We start from the raw sequence: 18,223 nt of genomic DNA, 5'->3' as shown, positions 1-18,223 counted from the left end.
GAGCGCCAAAGTGATGCTTCTTAAGGAGAAGAGAGCGTTTCTTCCACCAAATTAAGCAACCAATCGAACTTCTTCGACCCCAGGTTCTTTCTATGAATAAAGGCGTGCACATCCATAGTTCGGATCTGATCCATTCCTACAATCTCAATTTTTCTTAGCTCGTTAGGGTACTGTTCAATCACCTGAGGCAAACACGGTACTATGGTGTCGGTACACTTGATCACCTCTAAAAGCGCAGCTATCGAGGTTGTTCGAAGCGATACCTTGATCTCCTTACCTTCTAAGACGACTTCTTCTTCAAGCCTAGAATGCTTATTAGGGTCTAAATAAGCCAAGTCTGTGTGTGCCACTGGATATTGCAACAACTCATCCATTCGCGCCGTTTCCTTTTTAAATGGATGCCCTGAGCGCACAGCAATAATGAATTGCAACTGAGTCATCGGGATAGCGACAATCTCAGGAGGCAAATTATCCGTCTCGAAATGGATCGCCATATCGATGGAACCCTGCGTTAGAGAGTCCAATGTATTGGGTGAAATGGTATGGCTGATCAATGTCAGGTTTGGGCTCTGATGATAGAACTCTTTATACAACTTTAAAGTTAACCATGACTGAATGTGAGGGTTAATTTCTAAACGAAAGGATTCTGTTAAATCAGCAGGCACAAACTCTTTGCTCTCTGTTATTGCCAGCGAGATGCCGTCTAGTAAAGGTTGTACCTTCCGATACAAATCATCGGAATAAGGCGTTGGTATAAATTGCCTATTCGAAAGAACAAACAGTTCCTCCCCCAACGACTCTTTAAGCTTCTTTATGTTCTGACTGACTGCAGGTGTGGTAACAAACAACTTTTCACCCGCACGGCTCAAGCTCTTCTCTTGATAAACGGTTGCAAATACCTTGAGAAGATTGAGATCAATTTTCATTTATTTTTCCCTCAAAAATGATGCATTAAGCAGTGCTTAACCATTTGTTAAGTATAAGCAAATTCTCTTAACTTACATATCTCTTTATAGTGATTCCCAACTTAAATGAAGTACAGGGACGCGACTTCTCATTCTTATCGAGGTTTTCATGGTTAATAAGCGTCGCTCCCTATTGTTGAGTGCTATTTTCGCTAGCGTTACGTCATTCTCAGCTGCTTCTGAAGAGGACACTGAAGTTCAAGATATGTCTGATCCTTTGGCCGTTTTCACACAAGCCGGTTTGGGATACACAGATAAAGGATTGAACCTCAAAATAGGTCAAACCTACGATACCGGTAGTGACATCACTATGGGTATGAATGTTCTAGAAATTAAAGGATTTGCTGGCGAGGCCTTAGGTTGGAGTAACCGTGAAACAGACGACAGCATTGACTCTATTCGCTTTAGAAACTTTACCGTTGATCTGACCAATGGTCGCGGTGCACAAGTTGATGTTGCGTGGGATTTTGATAGCAATCAGGGTTCTGCCTCTTACAGCTTCATTCAAGCTCTACCAAAAATGGGAATACTGAACCTATACCCTCTAGCAGGTCTTGGTGTAGCGGCTGGAGAAGAGCTAGTACCAGGCACTGGTGGTGATCTGGATGCCGACCAAGCTCGAGACCGTTACAATCTGCACGGTACCTTCTATGTTGCTGGTATGTATGCAAAAATTGCGGTGACAGATAAATTCTGGCTGAACTACAACCCTATGTACATGGGCACCATTTCAGGTTCTGGTACGTTTAAAGACTCTGGTTTTGAAGGTAGTGATGCCGTTTTTGCACACGAGTTTGCGGCTAGCTACCAAATCACACCTAGAGCTAACGTCCGTTATTTTGCCAACTGGACTGAAAATACAGACTTTACCGATGGTGACCATCGCATAGAGTTTAATTACCAGTTCTAGTTTTTCCTCAAACATTGTTAGTCTTCTTGCTAAATACGCTTGGCCATATGGACAAGCGTTTTTTTCTAGTGCACACCATAATGATGAAACATGTAATCCCGACTACAGTGCTATTTCTTTTCTAACTAATCCGTAGCGTAAGCCATTGAAATTATCAAAATCCCTAACAATTATTATTATACTAATATCAACTTTGATATCTTCTTATGCCACACTAATAATGACAAAAACTGATTTAAGAGAAAAAGAAATTGCCTTCAAAGAAGAGTCTAACGCAATATTTGGGTATACCAACTTTCGGAAAAATGAATTAGTTAATAGGTATAGAACTGTGGGTTGTGACAACTATAGCCCTCTATTCAACGGGAACCTAATCACCTCCGTCTATATCACAGTTCAAGGGAAGTATGTTTGCGGGACAGATGATCTATTCTCTACATTTAAAGAGCAAATTGACCATAATAAGAACTCTAATATCCTATCAAATGGTATCTTAGTAAAACGAGAAATAGATGAGATCCAAGCTTTTGTACTTGTTCATAGAAGCTTTATAATAGCAAGGACCCGATCCATTTATGGTGATGCTTTTGAGGATATTCAATTCTTTGAAACTGAATCTGTCACCGATAAATTAAATCAGTTTGGCTACTATGACATTAGAGATGTGACATTTCATATCAATATTAAACTCAGTCATTATTTTTACCTCTTCCTACGCATCTTTATTTTTACACTTCTAACTATGTTGTTGGTTAGCTATCTATTAATTCATAAAACAAGTGAGGAATCGGCACTGATTAGTGCGCTAAGAAAAGCAATTACTCGGGGCGGATTTCATATGAACTATCAGCCTTTATTTGACCAGAATAGTCATATTACAGGTTTTGAAGCTCTAGTGCGTTGGAATCATTCAACTATGGGTTTTATCTCTCCTGAAAAGTTCATTCCGATCGCAGAGAGGCATGGTTTGATTAATCCATTGACTGATAGAGTATTTAAACTAGTAATTCAAGACCTCTCGCAAAGCGAATGGAGATTTAATAAAAAGAAAATTGGTATCAATGTACCCCCTAGTTATCTGCAATCTGATAAAAACATTAATAAACTGAAAATATACTATGACGATATTGCCAGTATGGGATACCTGCCTGTCATAGAAATCACCGAGCGTGAGCTGATTACCGATGAAACCATTACCCATTTGCAAATATTGCGAGATCTAGGATATTTAATTGCAATTGATGACTTTGGCACTGGATATACAGGGCTATCCATGTTGAATAAACTACCTATTGACTATATAAAAGTAGACCGATTCTTTGTAAAAAGTATCGATCAAGGTTCTATCAACATACAAATCCTAGATACCATAATTCAGCTTGGGAAAAAACTAAAGATTATGGTCATTGCTGAAGGGGTTGAGACAAGATGCCAACTAAATTACTTAATAGAACGAAAGTGCAATAATTTCCAAGGTTACTTGTTTTCTAAGCCAATAGATTGGAAAGATACCAAAATTCTATTGGTACAGACAAAACGCTAGTTCATTAAATTCATCAAAAATAAAATGAATTTTCCACCTAGAATAAGTTTACCCAGTAAAGTTAAGATTGATTGAATTTATGGTTTACAATGAAATATGGTTACTTCTATTCTAGGCAATCGCGCAAGATAGGAACATGGCATTATCCCTATCTAAAACGCTTCATTCTTACTTGAAATCCACGTTGACTCGTCATTGAACATCCTAGATCAAGAGTGGTCATCAAAGATTATTTCTTTTTTAACTTATTGCACTTTGTACTTTGATCATTGGGATTATTAGCGCAGTGAACCACTATCTCATAATCTTCTGAGTTGTTATTCACTTTGGCCATTGAGTTAACACTCAATAACGTTGCTATAAATAAAACTATCGTGCGCATACAAACCTTGAATCTGGACTATTAGACATAGCCCAGATTAACAGGTCTACTCGATATTAACTTATCATGTCACGCCAAGCGTCAGAGATTGTAGTTAAACGATTTGCTAGTGGCTGACCGTATTTGAGAATACATTCATGACCACGACGCCTGTGATGATAAGTGATAACCCGATGACAGCAGGCAAATCCAACTTTTGACCATATACCAATGCGCCGACTATGGTAACGAGGACAATGCCTAAACCACACCAAATCGCGTATGCCACACCAATGGGAAGGGTTTTTAGTACTAGTGAGAGGAAATAGAAAGCAACAGCGTAACCTATTACCACTAAGACGCTGGGAGTAATGCGTGTGAAGCCTTCAGACGCCTTTAGTGCACTTGTTGCAATAACTTCAGCAACAATCGCTACCGCTAGGTACATATAAACCATACTTCTCTCTTTGATTCATGACGACGACCAAGCCTAAACAGCGCATTAAACGCTAAAACCTGCGTGAAATCGTGTTCCTGTGACAAGGTCGCCACTTAATAAGGTGAATTCCCCGTTAACCTGCTCTGGCACCATTAGGTACTTCCGTTTCTGGACAGGCTAAACAAGGTGTTAATTTATCTTCGTAGCCGATATCAAACAGCATTCCCTGAGATACCTCACCCGCCATCTTTCGTTCCGGCAGGTTCACTACAAATAGCGCTTGTTTACCCTCGATTTCTTTTGGGTTCTCACGCTCTTGCTTAATTCCCGCGAGAATAGCACGAGTATGGTCACCAAAATCAACTGTTAGTCTCATCAATTTGTCAGATTTAGTAACCTCACTAACATCGATGATCCTGCCAACTCTAATATCAACCTTCGCAAAATCATCAAACGTAATCTCATCCTTAATCGGTGCAGACTTCATCTCTCAATCCTCAATTTTATTCTGAGCGCATAGCAATTAAACAATCAGTCATTGAAACACCCTACGCGAGCTTCACCTTAATGCTAAGCATCAACAATAACGCATTGCTTCTTACCTGAATCTAGAGTTGCCAAAAGCCCAACTCAATCCCAGCTTGAATGACGATGGCACACTGACCATGCCCCGGCAGTTCCATAGGAGGTACAGCAACTTCTGCACCGGACTCCTGCGCCGCATCTACAGTGGCCTGAATATCTTCCACAAGGATGTAATGGCGTACTATTGGCAGTTCAGTGTCTCGAAGTGGTGCTCGGATACCCAGTTTTCCACCATTAGCCAGTGTTGCCGTGCGCGCGCCGCCAAGACTTGGATCTGCTGCGCTAAATTGAACGCTATGAAGCAAAGAATATGTCTCACAAGCGAGAGCAACATCAGGTGTTACCACCTCAAGGTAATGAATTTTCATCTATCTTCCTTTGATATTAAATTGGATTTGGCGTTGTTTTTGGTCGAGTAAATAGGCACCGCTATCGATCATCACTTTAAACGATAGCGTTAGTTGTCTACATCGCTATTGGTTGAACTTGTTCGACGTGAGGCTATGTGACCAGGTGTCGTCGAGCTCTTTCGAACCAGCAGTTGAGTTTGAATCACCGTCTCTTTAGGGGCATCTCCCTTGGTTAACAACCCAATCAATACATTCATGGCGGTTTCACCGATCAGCTTTTGTGGCTGCTTAATCGTGGTGATCGGTGGGCTACTGTATTGGCTGAACAAAAGGTCATCAAAACCTACGATAGACAGTTGCTCCGGTATACGAATTCCGGCTTCTTCTGCCGCATGCATAGCACCTAATGTCATCATATCATTGAAGCAAAACAGCGCAGTCATTGATTTCTGTTTGATCAAGCGATTGAAAGCGATGTAGCCAGAATCAAAACTAAAATCTCCAGATTCAAAAGAAGCATCGTCAAAGTGCAAATTGGCCGCACTCATCGCCGAGACAAAACCAGACTTACGCGCTTCACAAATCGGGTTGCTCATGGGACCAGTAATACACCCAATGTCTTGATGACCCAGATCGACAAGATATTCAATCGCTTTTTTAGCCGCTTCGTCGTTGTCGATCCTAACGATAGGAATGGATGAGTCAGAGAAGTATTCACACGCCATCACCATTGGAATATCCGAGCCAGAGCGATACTGTTCGGGCAATTCAGAGGTCAATGAGATCACTCCATCAGCTTGTTTTGAACGTGCCAGTTCCAAATAGACTTCGGCTCGCTCTACGGTATGCATAGTATCCCCTAACAACACCTTATAACCGTGTTTTTGCCCCACAAGTTGTATTCCTCGCACGATATCGGCAAAGAACATATTGGCGATATCCGGAACAATCACAATCACAGCCTTAGATTCATTGCGGCGTAAATTGCGCGCGGTTGCGTTTGGTGTAAAACCTGTCTCTTGGATAGCCTGCTCAACTTTTTGACGAGTTTTCACCGACACCTTATGGGGCTGAGCAACCGCACGTGAAACGGTTGCAGTAGAGACTCCTGCAATTTTAGCTACGTCTTTAATTGTCGGCATGACATCCTCTCCAAATTCACACAATACACTGCAATCGATTACATTATATTGACTGTGACAAAAATTGTTCACTAGGTCAAATATTCTAAATCAAGTGATCACAAATCTGCCATAAATCACCCACACTGGTCACAGATCGCTCACATCTTGCTAAAAACACTTAAATTTACTTGTATAGTAGCTTGTGTAGATTATTTTTCACTCAGAACACGATTGGTGCATTAGTTTCAATTACAGTCATTTATTTCTTTATCGTAATGTAATCGATTGCATTTATCGTAAATATAGAAGGGATTGAATATGAAAACAATAAAGGGTCCTGCGCTCTTTTTAGCGCAATTTTGCTCAGATGATGCACCGTTTAACTCACTCGAATCCATTGTTGAATGGGCCAGTGAACTTGGCTATAAAGGCGTTCAAATCCCAACTTGGGATCCTCGCATGATTGACTTAGAAAAAGCCGCCAACGACCTAGATTATTGCCAATCCCTCCTCGCTGTACTGGCAAAATATGGTGTTCAACTCACCGAACTCAGTACCCACCTACAAGGACAATTGGTTGCTGTTCACCCTGCCTACGATGAAATGTTTGATGGATTTGCCCCACCTCATGTCCACAAGAACCCAGAAGCTCGTCAAAAGTGGGCAGTCAATCAGCTTATGCTTTCGGCAAAGGCCTCAAAAAATCTAGGCCTAACCGCTCATGTCACCTTTTCTGGCGCATTACTATGGCCGTTTTTATACCCATGGCCACAGCGACCACAAGGCTTAGTTGAAACCGGTTTTGCAGAGCTTGCCGAACGCTGGAAGCCTATCTTAGATGCATTCGATGAAGCCGGTGTCGATGTCTGCTATGAGATCCACCCTGGTGAAGATTTGCACGACGGTATCACGTTCGAGATGTTCTTAGAGGCCGTGGATAATCACCCAAGGGCCAATATCCTCTATGACCCAAGCCATTTTGTATTGCAACAGCTTGATTACTTGGCCTTTATTGACCGCTACCACGAAAGAATCAAGATGTTCCACGTTAAGGATGCAGAGTTTAACCCTTCTGCCATGCAGGGCGTTTACAGCGGCTATCAAAACTGGACTGACAGAGCGGGTCGCTTCCGTTCTTTGGGCGATGGGCAAGTGGATTTTGGCGCTGTGTTCTCTAAATTGTCCCAGTATGACTTTGATGGTTGGGCTGTCGTCGAATGGGAATGTTGCCTGAAACACCCCGAATCTGGTGCTGCCGAAGGCGTTGAATTTGTTAACCGCCATATCATACGAGTAACGGACAAAGCGTTCGATGATTTCGCTGATGCCGATACGGATCTGCAAGCAAACCGCCGTATTCTTGGTTTAGTTTAAGGGGCCCATTATGACAATGTTAAAACTAGGTATGGTTGGCGGTGGTGAGGGAGCTTTTATCGGTGCTGTGCACCGTATTGCTTCACGTATTGATGGGAAATATGAACTGGTTGCAGGTGCTCTTAGTTCAACCACAGAAAAAGCCATGCGCTCAGGCAAGGCACTCGGCATTGACCCTGAACGCACCTATTCAGACTTCAAACAAATGGCGACGCAAGAAGCGCAAAGAGAAGATGGAATCGATGCAGTTGCTATTGTGACTCCCAATCACATGCATTTTCCTGTGGCAAAAGCCTTTCTTGAGGCCGGCATTCACGTCATTTGCGATAAGCCCATGACCTCAAGCTTAGAGGATGCCAAGCAGCTAAAAGATATCGCAACCAAGTCTGGTGTTTTGTTTGTGTTGACCCACAACTACACCGCCTACCCCATGGTACGTCAAGCCAGACAAATGATTCATCAAGGTGACTTAGGGGAGCTGAGGTTGATCCAGGTTGAATACCCTCAAGACTGGATGACCACAGATACAGAGCATACCGATAACAAACAAGCGCAATGGCGTACCGACCCGAGCCGTTCTGGTCCTGCTGGGTGCTTAGGTGATATTGGCACCCATGCCTACAATCTGGCGTGCTTCATGTCTCAACTGAGTTTGCAACAAGTCAGTGCCGAGCTCACTACCTTCGTGGAAGGACGAAGACTCGATGACAATGTTCAAGCCATGTTGCGCTTTGATAACAATGTCAAAGGTATGCTCTGGAGCAGCCAAGTCGCTCCCGGCAATGAAAATGGATTGAGAATTCGTATTTACGGCGATAAAGGTGGCCTAGAGTGGGCCCAAGAGAACCCTAATCAGCTCTTTTTTAGTCCACTTGGGCAAGCGACGCAATTACTCACTCGAGGTGGTAATGCCTACATAGATACCGGAAGCCATTTAGTGCGAACGCCCGGTGGCCACCCTGAGGGTTATCTCGAGGGATTTGCCAACCTTTACACCGAGGCCGCAGATTGTATCTCACGCATCAAGCAAGGCGACAGACTTGAAGATGTGTTAGAGGGAAGTTTGATGCCAGACGTAAATACAGGGTTGGATGGCCTGAGGTTTATCAGCGCCGTCATCGCCTCTTCAGAGCAAAATGGACATTGGGTATCGATTAAGGAGTTTTAGATGGCTCAAACTGCGATAGCTCCACTATTGCGCCTGAAGAATATTAGCAAAGCCTTCTCCGGCGTGACCGTCCTGCATGACATCTGTATCGATATTCATGCTGGAGAAGTACTTGGCATACTCGGAGAAAATGGAGCGGGTAAATCCACATTATTAAAGATCATTAATGGGATTTACCACGCCACCAGCGGTACGGTTGAGATCGATGGCCACCCCGTCAATATTCGAGCTCCTTCGGATGCAAAACTTCACGGGATCGCCATGATCCCTCAAGAATTTAACCTAGTGCCCACATTGAATGTGTTTGAGAACATCTTTCTTGGGCAGGAGTTAATCAACAAAACCAGCTACAAATATGCCTTGCTAGACAAAACAGCCATGAGGAAGAAAACCGAGCAATTGTTAGCCATGCTCGATACCCCACTCTCTACCGACGCACTGATTGAGCAACTGAGCGTTGCTGAAAAGCAGATGGTAGAGATTGCAAAAGCACTGGTTAACGATGTACGTATTTTGATCATGGATGAACCGACGACGGTTTTAACCAATCATGAGGTGGATATTCTTTTTGCGCTGATTGATAAGCTTAAAAAGCAAGGCGTCACTATCTTATTTATCTCTCACAAGTTGAAGGAAGTAAAACGCCTATGTGATCGCTTGATGATCCTACGCGATGGCGAGTTAGTGTCCGTTGACGAGGTTGCCGAGATCAACGAACACGATATGGCCACTAAAATGGTCGGTCGCGAACTCCATCAAATCTTCCCTCCGCGTACCACCCCAAAATCAGAGGTAGCTCTTGAGGTCAAAGACCTTAGCCTCAAGAAACTGGTTAAGCATGTGAGTTTTCATGTCCACAGTGGTGAGGTGCTTGGGTTTGCAGGTCTCGTGGGTAGCGGTAGAACCGAGATCGCCGAAGCATTGATGGGATTACGCCCTATCGCCAGTGGTAAAGCCAAGATCTTTGGCGATCACTATCGAATCTCCAATGTTAAGCATGCGGTTAATCAGGGTTTGGCGTATTTGAGTGAAGACCGACAAGGAAGCGGACTGATTCTCAATTTTAACCTGCATGAGAACATTACTCTGGTTTCTCTGGACAAATACACCAATGGCCTAATCGCGCACAAAAAAACAAAGCAACAGTCAGAACAGTTTGTTGAAAAGTTTGATATAAAAACCAACAACCTAGACACAGAGCTTCAGTTTTTAAGCGGTGGAAATCAACAAAAAGTCTATCTATCAAAATGGATGGATACCCACCCAAGAATACTCATCTTAGATGAGCCTACTCGTGGCGTTGACGTTAATACCAAGAAAGACATCTATCACTTTATTCAGAGCCTCACTGAACAAGGGTTGGCTGTTATCGTCATCTCTTCTGAAATGGAAGAGCTGATTGGGCTTGCGAATCGGGTAATTGTGATGCGAGAGGGTAAGCAACAAGGGGAATTGATTGGGGAAGACATCACCGAACAGCAAATCATGTTGCTAGCCGCTGGCTTAACTCATCCCGAAGCAACATCAGAAGCAGAAGGAATGGTTCTATGAGTGATAATTTGCACCACCTTACCGAAGACAATATTAGCGCTCAAAGCTCACCAACAGTCAGCGAACGCCTTAAGCGCATAAACTGGGGAAATTATGCGCCACTCATCGCTTTAGCGGTATTGTTTGCCATCTCTGCAATAGCGAGTGAGCATTTTCTGATACCTCGTAACCTCACCAATATCCTGCGGCAGGTCTCTTATACCGGGATCATTGCGCTAGGCATGACCTTCGTGATCATTGCCGGTGGAATTGACCTATCTGTAGGTTCCACATTGGCTTTGGTGGGCGTATTGATCATCATGCTACTCAACTATTTGGGCATTGGCTGGATGTCGGTGAGTCTTGCGATAGTTGCCGCTATGGTATTGGGCGCGTTGTTTGGTGCCATTAATGGGCTGTTGACCACGGTGGGCAAGATCACCGCCTTTGTCGCAACCCTAGCGACAATGTCTATTTATCGCTCGCTGACCCTTTATCTTAGCGATGCCGGTGAGGTCGTATCCAGCAACCCTAATTACCCGAAAATCGGAACGGGCTACTTCTTGGAGTTACCTATTCCTGTTTGGGTGTTCTTGATATTGGCAGTCATTGGACACGTGCTTCTTAAGCACACCGCATTTGGCCGCCATGTCTGCGCTGTCGGGTCAAACCCTAAGGTTGCGACCTACTCCGCCATCAATGTACAAAAAATCGTTTTTCTCACTTTTGTGTTACTAGGATTCACCGTCGGTGTTTCCGCTGTCATGCTCTCTTCTCGGCTCAATTCTATAAGCCCTGGGGATGCGGGTCTGTTCTATGAACTAGACGTCATTGCTGCCGTTGTTATCGGTGGTACGGCCATGTCAGGCGGAAAAGGATCTATATGGGGAACCGTAGTTGGCGCAATCATACTAGGCATTATCAACAACATGCTTAACCTACTGGGTGTAAGCCCATATCTACAAGGAACGGTAAAAGGCGCCGTTATTCTGCTCGCAGTATTAATGCAATTTAAGCGTTCAGAGTAACCCGTCAAAACCTGTAACATAGAGGAACTAACAGATGCTACAAATAAAAAAACTTGCACAGTTAGGCTTTGGAATGATTCTGGCATTAATGCTGTGCACATCTCAGGCGTGGGCTAAAACCTACAAGGTTGGAATTTCAGTACCATCAGCGGATCATGGTTGGACAGGAGGCGTGTTGTGGTGGGCAGAAAAGGCCGCTGCTGACTTTAGAAAGCAAGAAAAAGACTTCGAGTTCTATGTGGTTGCAGCCAGTTCTGGCTCTAAGCAGGTGGGCGATGTTGAAGACCTCATGATTCGTGGTATTGATGCACTAGTCATCCTTCCTCATAACCCAGCAACACTGCAAACCGTCATTGAAGAAGCCTATAACAAAGGCATCTACACTGTCGTGGTTGACCGTGAGCTTGCGCATTCGGCGCAAAACGTCTTCATCGCTGGTGACAATGCTGGGCTGGGAACCGTGAGTGGTAAGTGGCTTGCCTCAGAAATGAACGATAAGGGTAAAATTGTAGTGCTAGAAGGCATGTCAATTCCTATCAACAAGCAACGCGTTGACGCGTTCAATGAAGAGATGGCAAGGCACAAAAACATTGAGATCCTTGATAGCCAACCTGCAGACTGGTCCACCCAGAAAGCATTGGCGGTAATGGAGAATATGTTACAACGCCACCCTCAAATTGATGCGGTATGGTGCCAAGATGACGATATGCTTAAGGGCGTAATGCAAGCCATCAAAGAATCTGGCCGAACAGACGTTAAAACCGTGCTAGGTGGCGCTGGTTCTAAAGATATTATGAAGATGGTTATTGATGGCGACCCAGTGGTTCGTGCAACCGTCACCTACCCACCAAATATGGTGGCCTCAGCCATTGCACTGAGCGTAACAGGCTTGAAGAACGAGAGATTGGGCAATCTGTATCATACCTCCCCCTCTCGCGTCATCTTGGCTGCTGAGCTAGTGGATAAACACAACGCTAACCTCTATTACGAGCCTGAATCGGCTTATTAATAGATTCATTAGCAATGTAATTCCTGTCAAAGGGAGCAACGAGAGTTAGCCTAGTAAGTATGGAGGGTTCTAATAAGCATTAGAACCCTCCAAATTTATCAACATAACCTATGTAAACAACTTAGTTTCGGCTCAACCATCCATTCTAAATATCTACCCAACATTCAACTTGTAAGCTACTTCATAATCACTTCTGGCCAAGTGAAAGCGATAACGCATTACTTGTAGATTTTGTCTTTGACTTTTTCAACAGCACGCTATTTTTAACAGACGATTTTTTCGATTGGGTATTCGAACACTTCCGCTAATCCCCCCAAAAAACAATACCACAGAATAGTAGAGCTTTCCTTCTACAGGCGTATCGGATTTCTAAAGAACTTCGAGGAAAGCGAAGAGATCGTTGAACCTATGTTTATCAGAGAGCAATGCAACAAAAAGGGTCATTGGTTGAATTAACAAATGACCCTTTCTTCACTCCGGCTAAGTTGTCTCTATTTTAATTGACCGCCATCGAGATAAAATAGCCACAACAGGTCGCTACACTCACTCCAATTAAGCCCACTGCCATGAAGCTATGGTTCAATACGTATTTACCAATTCGAGTTGTTCCTGTCCTGTCGAACTCAATTGCCGCAAGATCAGATGGATAAAATGGAAAAAAGAAATAAGCGTAGCAAGCGGGTATGACTCCGATCAATACGACAGGATCAATGCCCAAACTGATGCCCAATGGTAGTAATGCAGTTAAGCAAGCCGCTTGTGATTTAATGAACGCAGACCCCATGGCTAATGCGATAGCAAACAACCATGGCTTGGCTTGTACCATGTCACCCATCACTTCAATGATGCCTGACTTATGGTGAGAAATGATGGTATCGGACAACCAAGCTATACCAAAAATGGTGACTAATGCAGACATGCCTGCAATGAATACATTACTGCGGACAATTTTCTTAGTGTTTACGTTGCAAGTGATCAAAATGATTGCACCTACCGATAGCATCAGCATCTGGATCAGCACGCCTAAGCTTGTTCCCTTCGGCAATAGTTCCATACCAAACATGGCAATACACACCAATACAGCGATACCGCCCAGAAACAACCCCAGTCCACGTTTAGCTATCTTCTTCTCTTCAGCTGTTTGCTCAGATCCCATGACTTCACTTACAAGTTGAGCTTTGAATTCAGGGTCTTCACAACGCTTTTGAAACTCTGCGTCATCGGTCAACTCTTTGCCACGACGAAGCGAGAACAAAGAAGCGGCCATTACCCCCAAAAACGTCGCAGGAATAGTCACCAATAAGACAGAACCCAGGCCAATTCCCCAACTGTTATCAAAGGATGCTGTCACCATAACAGCAACGGCGGCACTAAGAGGTGAAGCCGTGATGCCCATTTGACTTGCCACTGTAGACATTGGCATTACGCGCTCTGGGCGGATCCCCTTTGAGTAAGCGACATCATAGATCACAGGTAATAGAGGATAAACTGAATGCCCTGTCCCAACTAACGCGGTCAGGCCCCAAGTGGTTAATGGTGCTAAAAAGACAATGCGGTCTGGATTACGACGAAGCATTTTCTCCGCCAATTTAACTAACAGTGCTAAACCGCCGGTGACTTCAAGCGTGGCTGATGCAGCAACCACAGCAAGAATAATGAGCATCACGGAGACTGGAGGCGATCCCGCTGACACTCCGAAGACCACCCCCATGATGGAAACACCCAAGCCGCCGAGCAAACCAAAGGCGACACCGCCATAGCGAATCCCCACGAATATTACGATAAGCAGTAACGCCAAATGAACACTAAACATGAATTTAACCCCTGAGTTTTAGTTGCTTAACTCATTTCAAATTAACACAGAGGCCTAGGATTTTATTCGAGGGAGCAAGCAGAATGGCAAGAGTAACCACAATAAAATTGTGTCTAAATGTATGATCTACATACTAAAAAAATAGAATGATTACCTTCCATATATCTAGGGTCTGTTGAATGACCGGAAATGGCGTAAAACTGCTGCCTTTAGCAACTAAATCTCTAGGGTCTGTTGGGCATTTCTACCGCGTTAGTCACTTTTCATGTGGAACCACCACACCTAAAAGCGACTGCCTTGTATTAATACCCAACAAATCGCTACAAAAATAACCTCAAAAGGTCAACAAACCCTAATACGTTCTCCTCTGATAGTGATAAAATCTCCGCATCAGAATTTACGAGAAACTCTATGTTTATCCATCATGTGAACGGCATCGACTGGCTGGTGATTACAGCTTTCGAAGAACTAAAAACGATGTTTATCGAAGACGCCGGTGCAATCCCCTCTTGCTTCTCTACTGCCAGCGAATTGAGCCTGATTGAGCAAGCTAAGCGCACTTATGGATATTTGCCTGCACTCAGCGGCGTAATCACCGATACCGGCACCTTTCAAAGCCAGAATAACGAAGAAGATTTAAACCCACAGCTTGCCTGCCTAGTTGAAGGGCGTGGTCGAGTGTTTATCTATTACGGCGGCTTTGTGGCTTTTGTGGATGACGAGCAAACCTTTATTACCCGAATAGACTGAAGACCATTCAGTCAGTTAAAATCGGCGAACTGGCACCCCTAGCCGTTCGTCCTATGGATAACTATGAGCATGGAAAGCCATTTAACTCAATGTCCAGTATTGATGGTGCAGAACAATACACTAGCTCAGTGGAAAACTGACTCTGGCTATCACGACCGCTCGACCTCTGAAACAGCAATGTCTCGATATAGAGGACTGACTAGCGGTAGGTTGAGTGGGCTAGCTACACAGATCGGAATTGATCATTAACAACGCCGTTGCAGTCTAGGCCCATAATCCTTACCGCGTGATCCTTTCTCTTTGTGGATTAACCTTTTCATCTCTTCTCTTTGCCCCAAGGGCACAGGCTCTAGTTGTCACTTATGCCCTTGGATCTACAGCAAATGCTTTAGTGTTTGTGTTCTTCATTTTAGAAGAATACCATTGCGGCATTATTTAGGGCGTAAGAGGCTACTCGTGCGCCCTTTTTGCGTTAATTTAGTGAGAAAAAAGAGCATGTCCAAAAGAGATTATTATGAAGTATTAGGTGTCTCTAAGGCTTCCTCAGAAAAAGAAATCAAAAAAGCCTACAAAAAACTCGCAATGAAATATCATCCAGATAAAAATCCTGATGATGCTCAGGCTGAAGAAAGCTTTAAGGAAGTCAAAGAAGCCTACGAGATATTAACCAACACAGAAAAACGTCAAGAATACGATAGGTTTGGTCACGCCGCGTTTGATAACAGCGGCTTTGGTCAGCGCCAACGACAATCTGGATTCTCTGGCAGTGGCTTTGAAGACATGTTTGGTGGTGGTTTCAGACAACAAAGCCAAGGCTTCGGCGGTTTTGAAGATATATTTGCACAATCGCGAGGAGGCGGTCGCACTCGCCCAAGAAAAGGGCAAGATTTTGAGTTCAACTTAAGCGTTGATTTTGTTGATGCCGTGAAAGGTGCAGAGAAAATCATTGAGCTACCAATAAACGGCCAACAAAAAAAGATTAACGTTAAGATCCCAGAAGGAATAAAAGACGGTGAAAAAATCCGTTTTTCTGGGAAAGGCGGTCTTAGTGCCAATGGTGGACCCTCGGGAGATTTGCTCATTATCATAAACATTCGCTCACACCCTGTATTGAAGAGAGACGAAAACAACTTAATCTATACCAGTCATATTGATATGGTGACCGCTGCACTCGGTGGCGAAGTTGAGGTGAATGTATTCGACAGCCGATTTAAACTCAAAGTGCCCGTTGGAACGCAAAGCGGACGTAAATTTAAAGTATCCGGTAAAGGGGTTACCAGCCGTAAAGGCGTCACGGGTGACTTACTCGTCGTCATTCAAGTTGATACTCCGACGCAATTAACGGAACAGCAAAAAGCGTTGCTAGAACAATTAAAAGCGACGTTTGATGGTAACAAGTAGATTGAAATTAATCTTAAGGGATAGAGATGAGTTGGGCTGAGTTTATTTTCGCGCACGGCGCTGGTGCTGGAATGGACAATGAGTTTATGCAAACTATTGCCAAAAAGTTAACCGAACGAGGAGTGTCAGTGCACTTGTTTGACTTTCCTTATATGCAAAAAGCAAAAGAGCTCGGTAAACGCCGCCCGCCAGACAAAATGGATAAGCTTGAACAGGCTTTTCTGGCTGAGATAGAAAATCTAAATCCTACCCTCCCTTTATTTATCGGTGGTAAGTCCATGGGAGGTCGAGTTGCCTCTATGATTTTAGAAAGAACCGAAGCGAAGGGTTGTTTATGTCTTGGCTATCCATTCCATCCACCAGGAAAACCAGACAAATTAAGAACAGAACACCTTGAGACCATAGATACTCCTATGCTCGTTATTCAAGGAGAAAAAGATACCTTCGGTAAGCGCCATGAGGTAGAAAGCTATCCATTGTCTAAGTCCATTGAGGTAGTCTATCTTCCCGACGGAGACCACAGTTTCAAACCGCCAAAGAGAGCGGATGCAACATACGAAAACAATATAGATACCGCCGTCGATTCTATCGTTGCATTTATGGCAGCAAATAAATAAGAAGCATAAAAACGGATGTATCATCAGGTTGGTAGAAACCGCTTTGCTGCTACTCATTTTATGCATGACGTTATGGTTACGCTTTGAAAAAGAGGCTAACACTGACCTAATTCGTGGCCTCAAATCTCTCAACCTTATATACTGCATATCATTTTAAGGAGCACCTATCATGGAAATGCTTATTGTTTCATCGGAGCAGCAAAAACACTTAATTATGCTTTTTATTCGTAAGAAAGCATCTATGTCTGACAAAGCTCTGTTAAAAAACCTTGATGCTTACGATGTAAAATCATCAGCCTATTCTGCTTTTAAAATGGCGCCAGACCTGAGAGTAGAACGTATCCATTTGCCATTCAGTGATGAAAAGAGCGCGAAGTTGCAAGGTGGCGATTTTCTCTACCGTTACTTGTCCAAAGGCTATATCTGTTTGGGTAACTACACTGGACAGCCAAAACCAGATTTAACACCATGGGGCGTTCGTTCAGTGCGTATGCTACCTAAAATCGGCTTTGGTCTATAGGCTTTGGCTAGTAACAAATCTGGAAACATTGCAAAATCACAACAAAGGTTCTAATAAATAATGAGTGAATTGACCTCTGAACAAGAGCACGCTATCGCAATATTTAAAGCCAATATGCACTTCCCTAAAGATGGATATCACGCCTTAATTATTGAGCTGTCAAAGACCTATCAACTGCCGTTTCAGCAAGTCCGCAAGGTTCTTATGAAGGCTCAAACCAAGATAGAAAAAAAACTTGTTCATCAATTTGAGAATATTACAAATGATGAACTAACCAAAGAATCCTGGTTAGATAGCGTGAACAATGAGCTTCAAAAATTAGCGGAAGACAATACCTCTGTAATGCAGAACCTCGAGCAAAATATTAATTATCAAAAAGCCCTTTCTGCCATTCAAACGACTATCCAGTCTGAAGATGAGCGTGAAATAATTACAGAATATCTTTATTTGGCCTATGAGAAAGAGGTCTTTAAACCTCTGCTAGCTATGTTGCGCACCTCTCCTCTATATTGGAAGCTAATGAGAGCAGAAGAAATCATGCAAATGACGCCAGAACATCAACAAAACTTCCAAGATTATCCCCAATATATGGAAGGAGCCAACACCCTATACTTACTAGAACAGCAAGTAAGAGCTGCAGTTCTAAAATAGTGCCATGCCTACAGATAACCAAACCTAAAAGCTGAAGCTATCACTGTTATTAGCTGAATATCTAAACAAAAAAAGAGCCGCTAAA

The 18,223-nt window shown here is 43.5% G+C and carries 19 protein-coding genes; 13 read left to right on the top strand and 6 right to left on the bottom strand.

Annotated elements, in window-relative coordinates:
• Window positions 1–20 precede the first annotated feature (20 nt).
• Entirely contained in the window at window positions 21–926 is a 906-nt protein-coding gene (locus D5I41_RS06105) for a LysR family transcriptional regulator (RefSeq protein WP_119009004.1), read from the bottom strand.
• Window positions 927–1,074: 148 nt separating this feature from the next.
• Between D5I41_RS06105 and D5I41_RS06100 the strand changes: the two genes are divergently transcribed.
• Together D5I41_RS06100 and D5I41_RS06095 are read left to right on the top strand one after the other, a co-directional pair.
• A complete protein-coding gene (locus D5I41_RS06100; RefSeq protein ID WP_119009003.1) occupies window positions 1,075–1,875 on the top strand; it encodes a hypothetical protein in 801 nt (266 codons plus the stop codon).
• 220 nt (window positions 1,876–2,095) lie between these two features.
• Window positions 2,096–3,418, top strand: a complete 1,323-nt coding sequence (locus D5I41_RS06095) for an EAL domain-containing protein (RefSeq protein ID WP_119009002.1) — start codon at window positions 2,096–2,098, stop codon at window positions 3,416–3,418.
• Between the two features lie 488 nt (window positions 3,419–3,906).
• Here D5I41_RS06095 and D5I41_RS06090 read toward each other — a convergent pair whose 3' ends face one another.
• The 4 genes from D5I41_RS06090 to D5I41_RS06075 form a co-directional block, all read right to left on the bottom strand.
• Window positions 3,907–4,236 carry a DMT family transporter gene (locus D5I41_RS06090; RefSeq protein WP_119009001.1) on the bottom strand — a complete coding sequence of 110 codons (330 nt, stop codon included), beginning with the start codon at window positions 4,234–4,236 and terminating at the stop codon, window positions 3,907–3,909.
• A gap of 115 nt (window positions 4,237–4,351) precedes the next feature.
• A complete protein-coding gene (locus tag D5I41_RS06085) occupies window positions 4,352–4,705 on the bottom strand; it encodes a tRNA-binding protein (RefSeq protein ID WP_119009000.1) in 354 nt (117 codons plus the stop codon).
• 121 nt (window positions 4,706–4,826) lie between these two features.
• Window positions 4,827–5,171, bottom strand: coding sequence for a VOC family protein (locus tag D5I41_RS06080; RefSeq protein ID WP_119008999.1), 345 nt, complete (start codon window positions 5,169–5,171; stop codon window positions 4,827–4,829).
• A gap of 89 nt (window positions 5,172–5,260) precedes the next feature.
• Window positions 5,261–6,295, bottom strand: coding sequence for a LacI family DNA-binding transcriptional regulator (locus D5I41_RS06075; RefSeq protein WP_119008998.1), 1,035 nt, complete (start codon window positions 6,293–6,295; stop codon window positions 5,261–5,263).
• 300 nt (window positions 6,296–6,595) lie between these two features.
• Here D5I41_RS06075 and D5I41_RS06070 point away from each other — a divergent pair, with 300 nt between their 5' ends.
• The 5 genes from D5I41_RS06070 to D5I41_RS06050 are packed head-to-tail and all read left to right on the top strand — an operon-like array spanning window position 6,596 to window position 12,386.
• Window positions 6,596–7,651: a sugar phosphate isomerase/epimerase family protein gene (locus tag D5I41_RS06070; protein ID WP_119008997.1), complete on the top strand. Its 1,056-nt coding sequence runs from the start codon at window positions 6,596–6,598 to the stop codon at window positions 7,649–7,651.
• Between the two features lie 10 nt (window positions 7,652–7,661).
• Entirely contained in the window at window positions 7,662–8,819 is a 1,158-nt protein-coding gene (locus D5I41_RS06065; RefSeq protein ID WP_119008996.1) for a Gfo/Idh/MocA family protein, read from the top strand.
• Window positions 8,820–10,370 (top strand): sugar ABC transporter ATP-binding protein, encoded by a 1,551-nt coding sequence (locus D5I41_RS06060; protein WP_119008995.1) that lies wholly within the window; start codon window positions 8,820–8,822, stop codon window positions 10,368–10,370.
• Window positions 10,367–11,377, top strand: coding sequence for an ABC transporter permease (locus D5I41_RS06055; protein ID WP_119008994.1), 1,011 nt, complete (start codon window positions 10,367–10,369; stop codon window positions 11,375–11,377). Before D5I41_RS06060 ends, D5I41_RS06055 begins: the two co-directional genes overlap by 4 nt.
• Window positions 11,378–11,411: 34 nt before the next feature.
• The gene (locus D5I41_RS06050; protein ID WP_186811062.1) at window positions 11,412–12,386 is read left to right on the top strand and encodes a substrate-binding domain-containing protein; all 975 of its coding nucleotides are present in this window, start codon (window positions 11,412–11,414) and stop codon (window positions 12,384–12,386) included.
• A gap of 496 nt (window positions 12,387–12,882) precedes the next feature.
• Here the strand turns inward: D5I41_RS06050 and D5I41_RS06045 are convergent, their stop codons facing one another.
• Window positions 12,883–14,199: an anaerobic C4-dicarboxylate transporter gene (locus D5I41_RS06045; protein ID WP_119008993.1), complete on the bottom strand. Its 1,317-nt coding sequence runs from the start codon at window positions 14,197–14,199 to the stop codon at window positions 12,883–12,885.
• Between the two features lie 411 nt (window positions 14,200–14,610).
• Here D5I41_RS06045 and D5I41_RS06040 point away from each other — a divergent pair, with 411 nt between their 5' ends.
• The 6 genes from D5I41_RS06040 to D5I41_RS06015 all read left to right on the top strand — a co-directional run bounded on the left by D5I41_RS06040 (window position 14,611) and on the right by D5I41_RS06015 (window position 18,138).
• The gene (locus D5I41_RS06040; protein ID WP_119008992.1) at window positions 14,611–14,949 is read left to right on the top strand and encodes a cytosolic protein; all 339 of its coding nucleotides are present in this window, start codon (window positions 14,611–14,613) and stop codon (window positions 14,947–14,949) included.
• Between the two features lie 69 nt (window positions 14,950–15,018).
• Window positions 15,019–15,198 carry a hypothetical protein gene (locus tag D5I41_RS21410; protein WP_147094815.1) on the top strand — a complete coding sequence of 60 codons (180 nt, stop codon included), beginning with the start codon at window positions 15,019–15,021 and terminating at the stop codon, window positions 15,196–15,198.
• Between the two features lie 246 nt (window positions 15,199–15,444).
• On the top strand, window positions 15,445–16,350 hold the full coding sequence (locus D5I41_RS06030) for a DnaJ C-terminal domain-containing protein (protein WP_119008990.1): 906 nt from the start codon (window positions 15,445–15,447) through the stop codon (window positions 16,348–16,350).
• A gap of 26 nt (window positions 16,351–16,376) precedes the next feature.
• A complete protein-coding gene (locus D5I41_RS06025; protein WP_119008989.1) occupies window positions 16,377–16,967 on the top strand; it encodes an alpha/beta family hydrolase in 591 nt (196 codons plus the stop codon).
• 169 nt (window positions 16,968–17,136) lie between these two features.
• Window positions 17,137–17,487 (top strand): hypothetical protein, encoded by a 351-nt coding sequence (locus D5I41_RS06020; RefSeq protein WP_119008988.1) that lies wholly within the window; start codon window positions 17,137–17,139, stop codon window positions 17,485–17,487.
• Window positions 17,488–17,547: 60 nt separating this feature from the next.
• The gene (locus D5I41_RS06015; RefSeq protein WP_119008987.1) at window positions 17,548–18,138 is read left to right on the top strand and encodes a hypothetical protein; all 591 of its coding nucleotides are present in this window, start codon (window positions 17,548–17,550) and stop codon (window positions 18,136–18,138) included.
• The last annotated feature ends 85 nt before the right edge of the window (window positions 18,139–18,223 follow it).

This window comes from Vibrio superstes (genome assembly GCF_003569005.1).
Taxonomy (GTDB): Bacteria; Pseudomonadota; Gammaproteobacteria; order Enterobacterales; family Vibrionaceae; genus Vibrio; species Vibrio superstes.
The sequence above is the reverse complement of the archived record's forward strand: the minus strand, read 5'-3'. Positions and strand labels throughout refer to the sequence as shown.

What these genes read in the sequence shown, in the direction of transcription:
- D5I41_RS06105 (WP_119009004.1), bottom strand. Translation starts at nt 926, where the DNA reads ATGAAAATTGATCTCAATCTTCTCAAGGTATTTGCAACCGTTTATCAA.
- D5I41_RS06100 (WP_119009003.1), top strand. Translation starts at nt 1,075, where the DNA reads ATGGTTAATAAGCGTCGCTCCCTATTGTTGAGTGCTATTTTCGCTAGC.
- D5I41_RS06095 (WP_119009002.1), top strand. Translation starts at nt 2,096, where the DNA reads ATGACAAAAACTGATTTAAGAGAAAAAGAAATTGCCTTCAAAGAAGAG.
- D5I41_RS06090 (WP_119009001.1), bottom strand. Translation starts at nt 4,236, where the DNA reads ATGGTTTATATGTACCTAGCGGTAGCGATTGTTGCTGAAGTTATTGCA.
- D5I41_RS06085 (WP_119009000.1), bottom strand. Translation starts at nt 4,705, where the DNA reads ATGAAGTCTGCACCGATTAAGGATGAGATTACGTTTGATGATTTTGCG.
- D5I41_RS06080 (WP_119008999.1), bottom strand. Translation starts at nt 5,171, where the DNA reads ATGAAAATTCATTACCTTGAGGTGGTAACACCTGATGTTGCTCTCGCT.
- D5I41_RS06075 (WP_119008998.1), bottom strand. Translation starts at nt 6,295, where the DNA reads ATGCCGACAATTAAAGACGTAGCTAAAATTGCAGGAGTCTCTACTGCA.
- D5I41_RS06070 (WP_119008997.1), top strand. Translation starts at nt 6,596, where the DNA reads ATGAAAACAATAAAGGGTCCTGCGCTCTTTTTAGCGCAATTTTGCTCA.
- D5I41_RS06065 (WP_119008996.1), top strand. Translation starts at nt 7,662, where the DNA reads ATGACAATGTTAAAACTAGGTATGGTTGGCGGTGGTGAGGGAGCTTTT.
- D5I41_RS06060 (WP_119008995.1), top strand. Translation starts at nt 8,820, where the DNA reads ATGGCTCAAACTGCGATAGCTCCACTATTGCGCCTGAAGAATATTAGC.
- D5I41_RS06055 (WP_119008994.1), top strand. Translation starts at nt 10,367, where the DNA reads ATGAGTGATAATTTGCACCACCTTACCGAAGACAATATTAGCGCTCAA.
- D5I41_RS06050 (WP_186811062.1), top strand. Translation starts at nt 11,412, where the DNA reads ATGCTACAAATAAAAAAACTTGCACAGTTAGGCTTTGGAATGATTCTG.
- D5I41_RS06045 (WP_119008993.1), bottom strand. Translation starts at nt 14,199, where the DNA reads ATGTTTAGTGTTCATTTGGCGTTACTGCTTATCGTAATATTCGTGGGG.
- D5I41_RS06040 (WP_119008992.1), top strand. Translation starts at nt 14,611, where the DNA reads ATGTTTATCCATCATGTGAACGGCATCGACTGGCTGGTGATTACAGCT.
- D5I41_RS21410 (WP_147094815.1), top strand. Translation starts at nt 15,019, where the DNA reads ATGGAAAGCCATTTAACTCAATGTCCAGTATTGATGGTGCAGAACAAT.
- D5I41_RS06030 (WP_119008990.1), top strand. Translation starts at nt 15,445, where the DNA reads ATGTCCAAAAGAGATTATTATGAAGTATTAGGTGTCTCTAAGGCTTCC.
- D5I41_RS06025 (WP_119008989.1), top strand. Translation starts at nt 16,377, where the DNA reads ATGAGTTGGGCTGAGTTTATTTTCGCGCACGGCGCTGGTGCTGGAATG.
- D5I41_RS06020 (WP_119008988.1), top strand. Translation starts at nt 17,137, where the DNA reads ATGGAAATGCTTATTGTTTCATCGGAGCAGCAAAAACACTTAATTATG.
- D5I41_RS06015 (WP_119008987.1), top strand. Translation starts at nt 17,548, where the DNA reads ATGAGTGAATTGACCTCTGAACAAGAGCACGCTATCGCAATATTTAAA.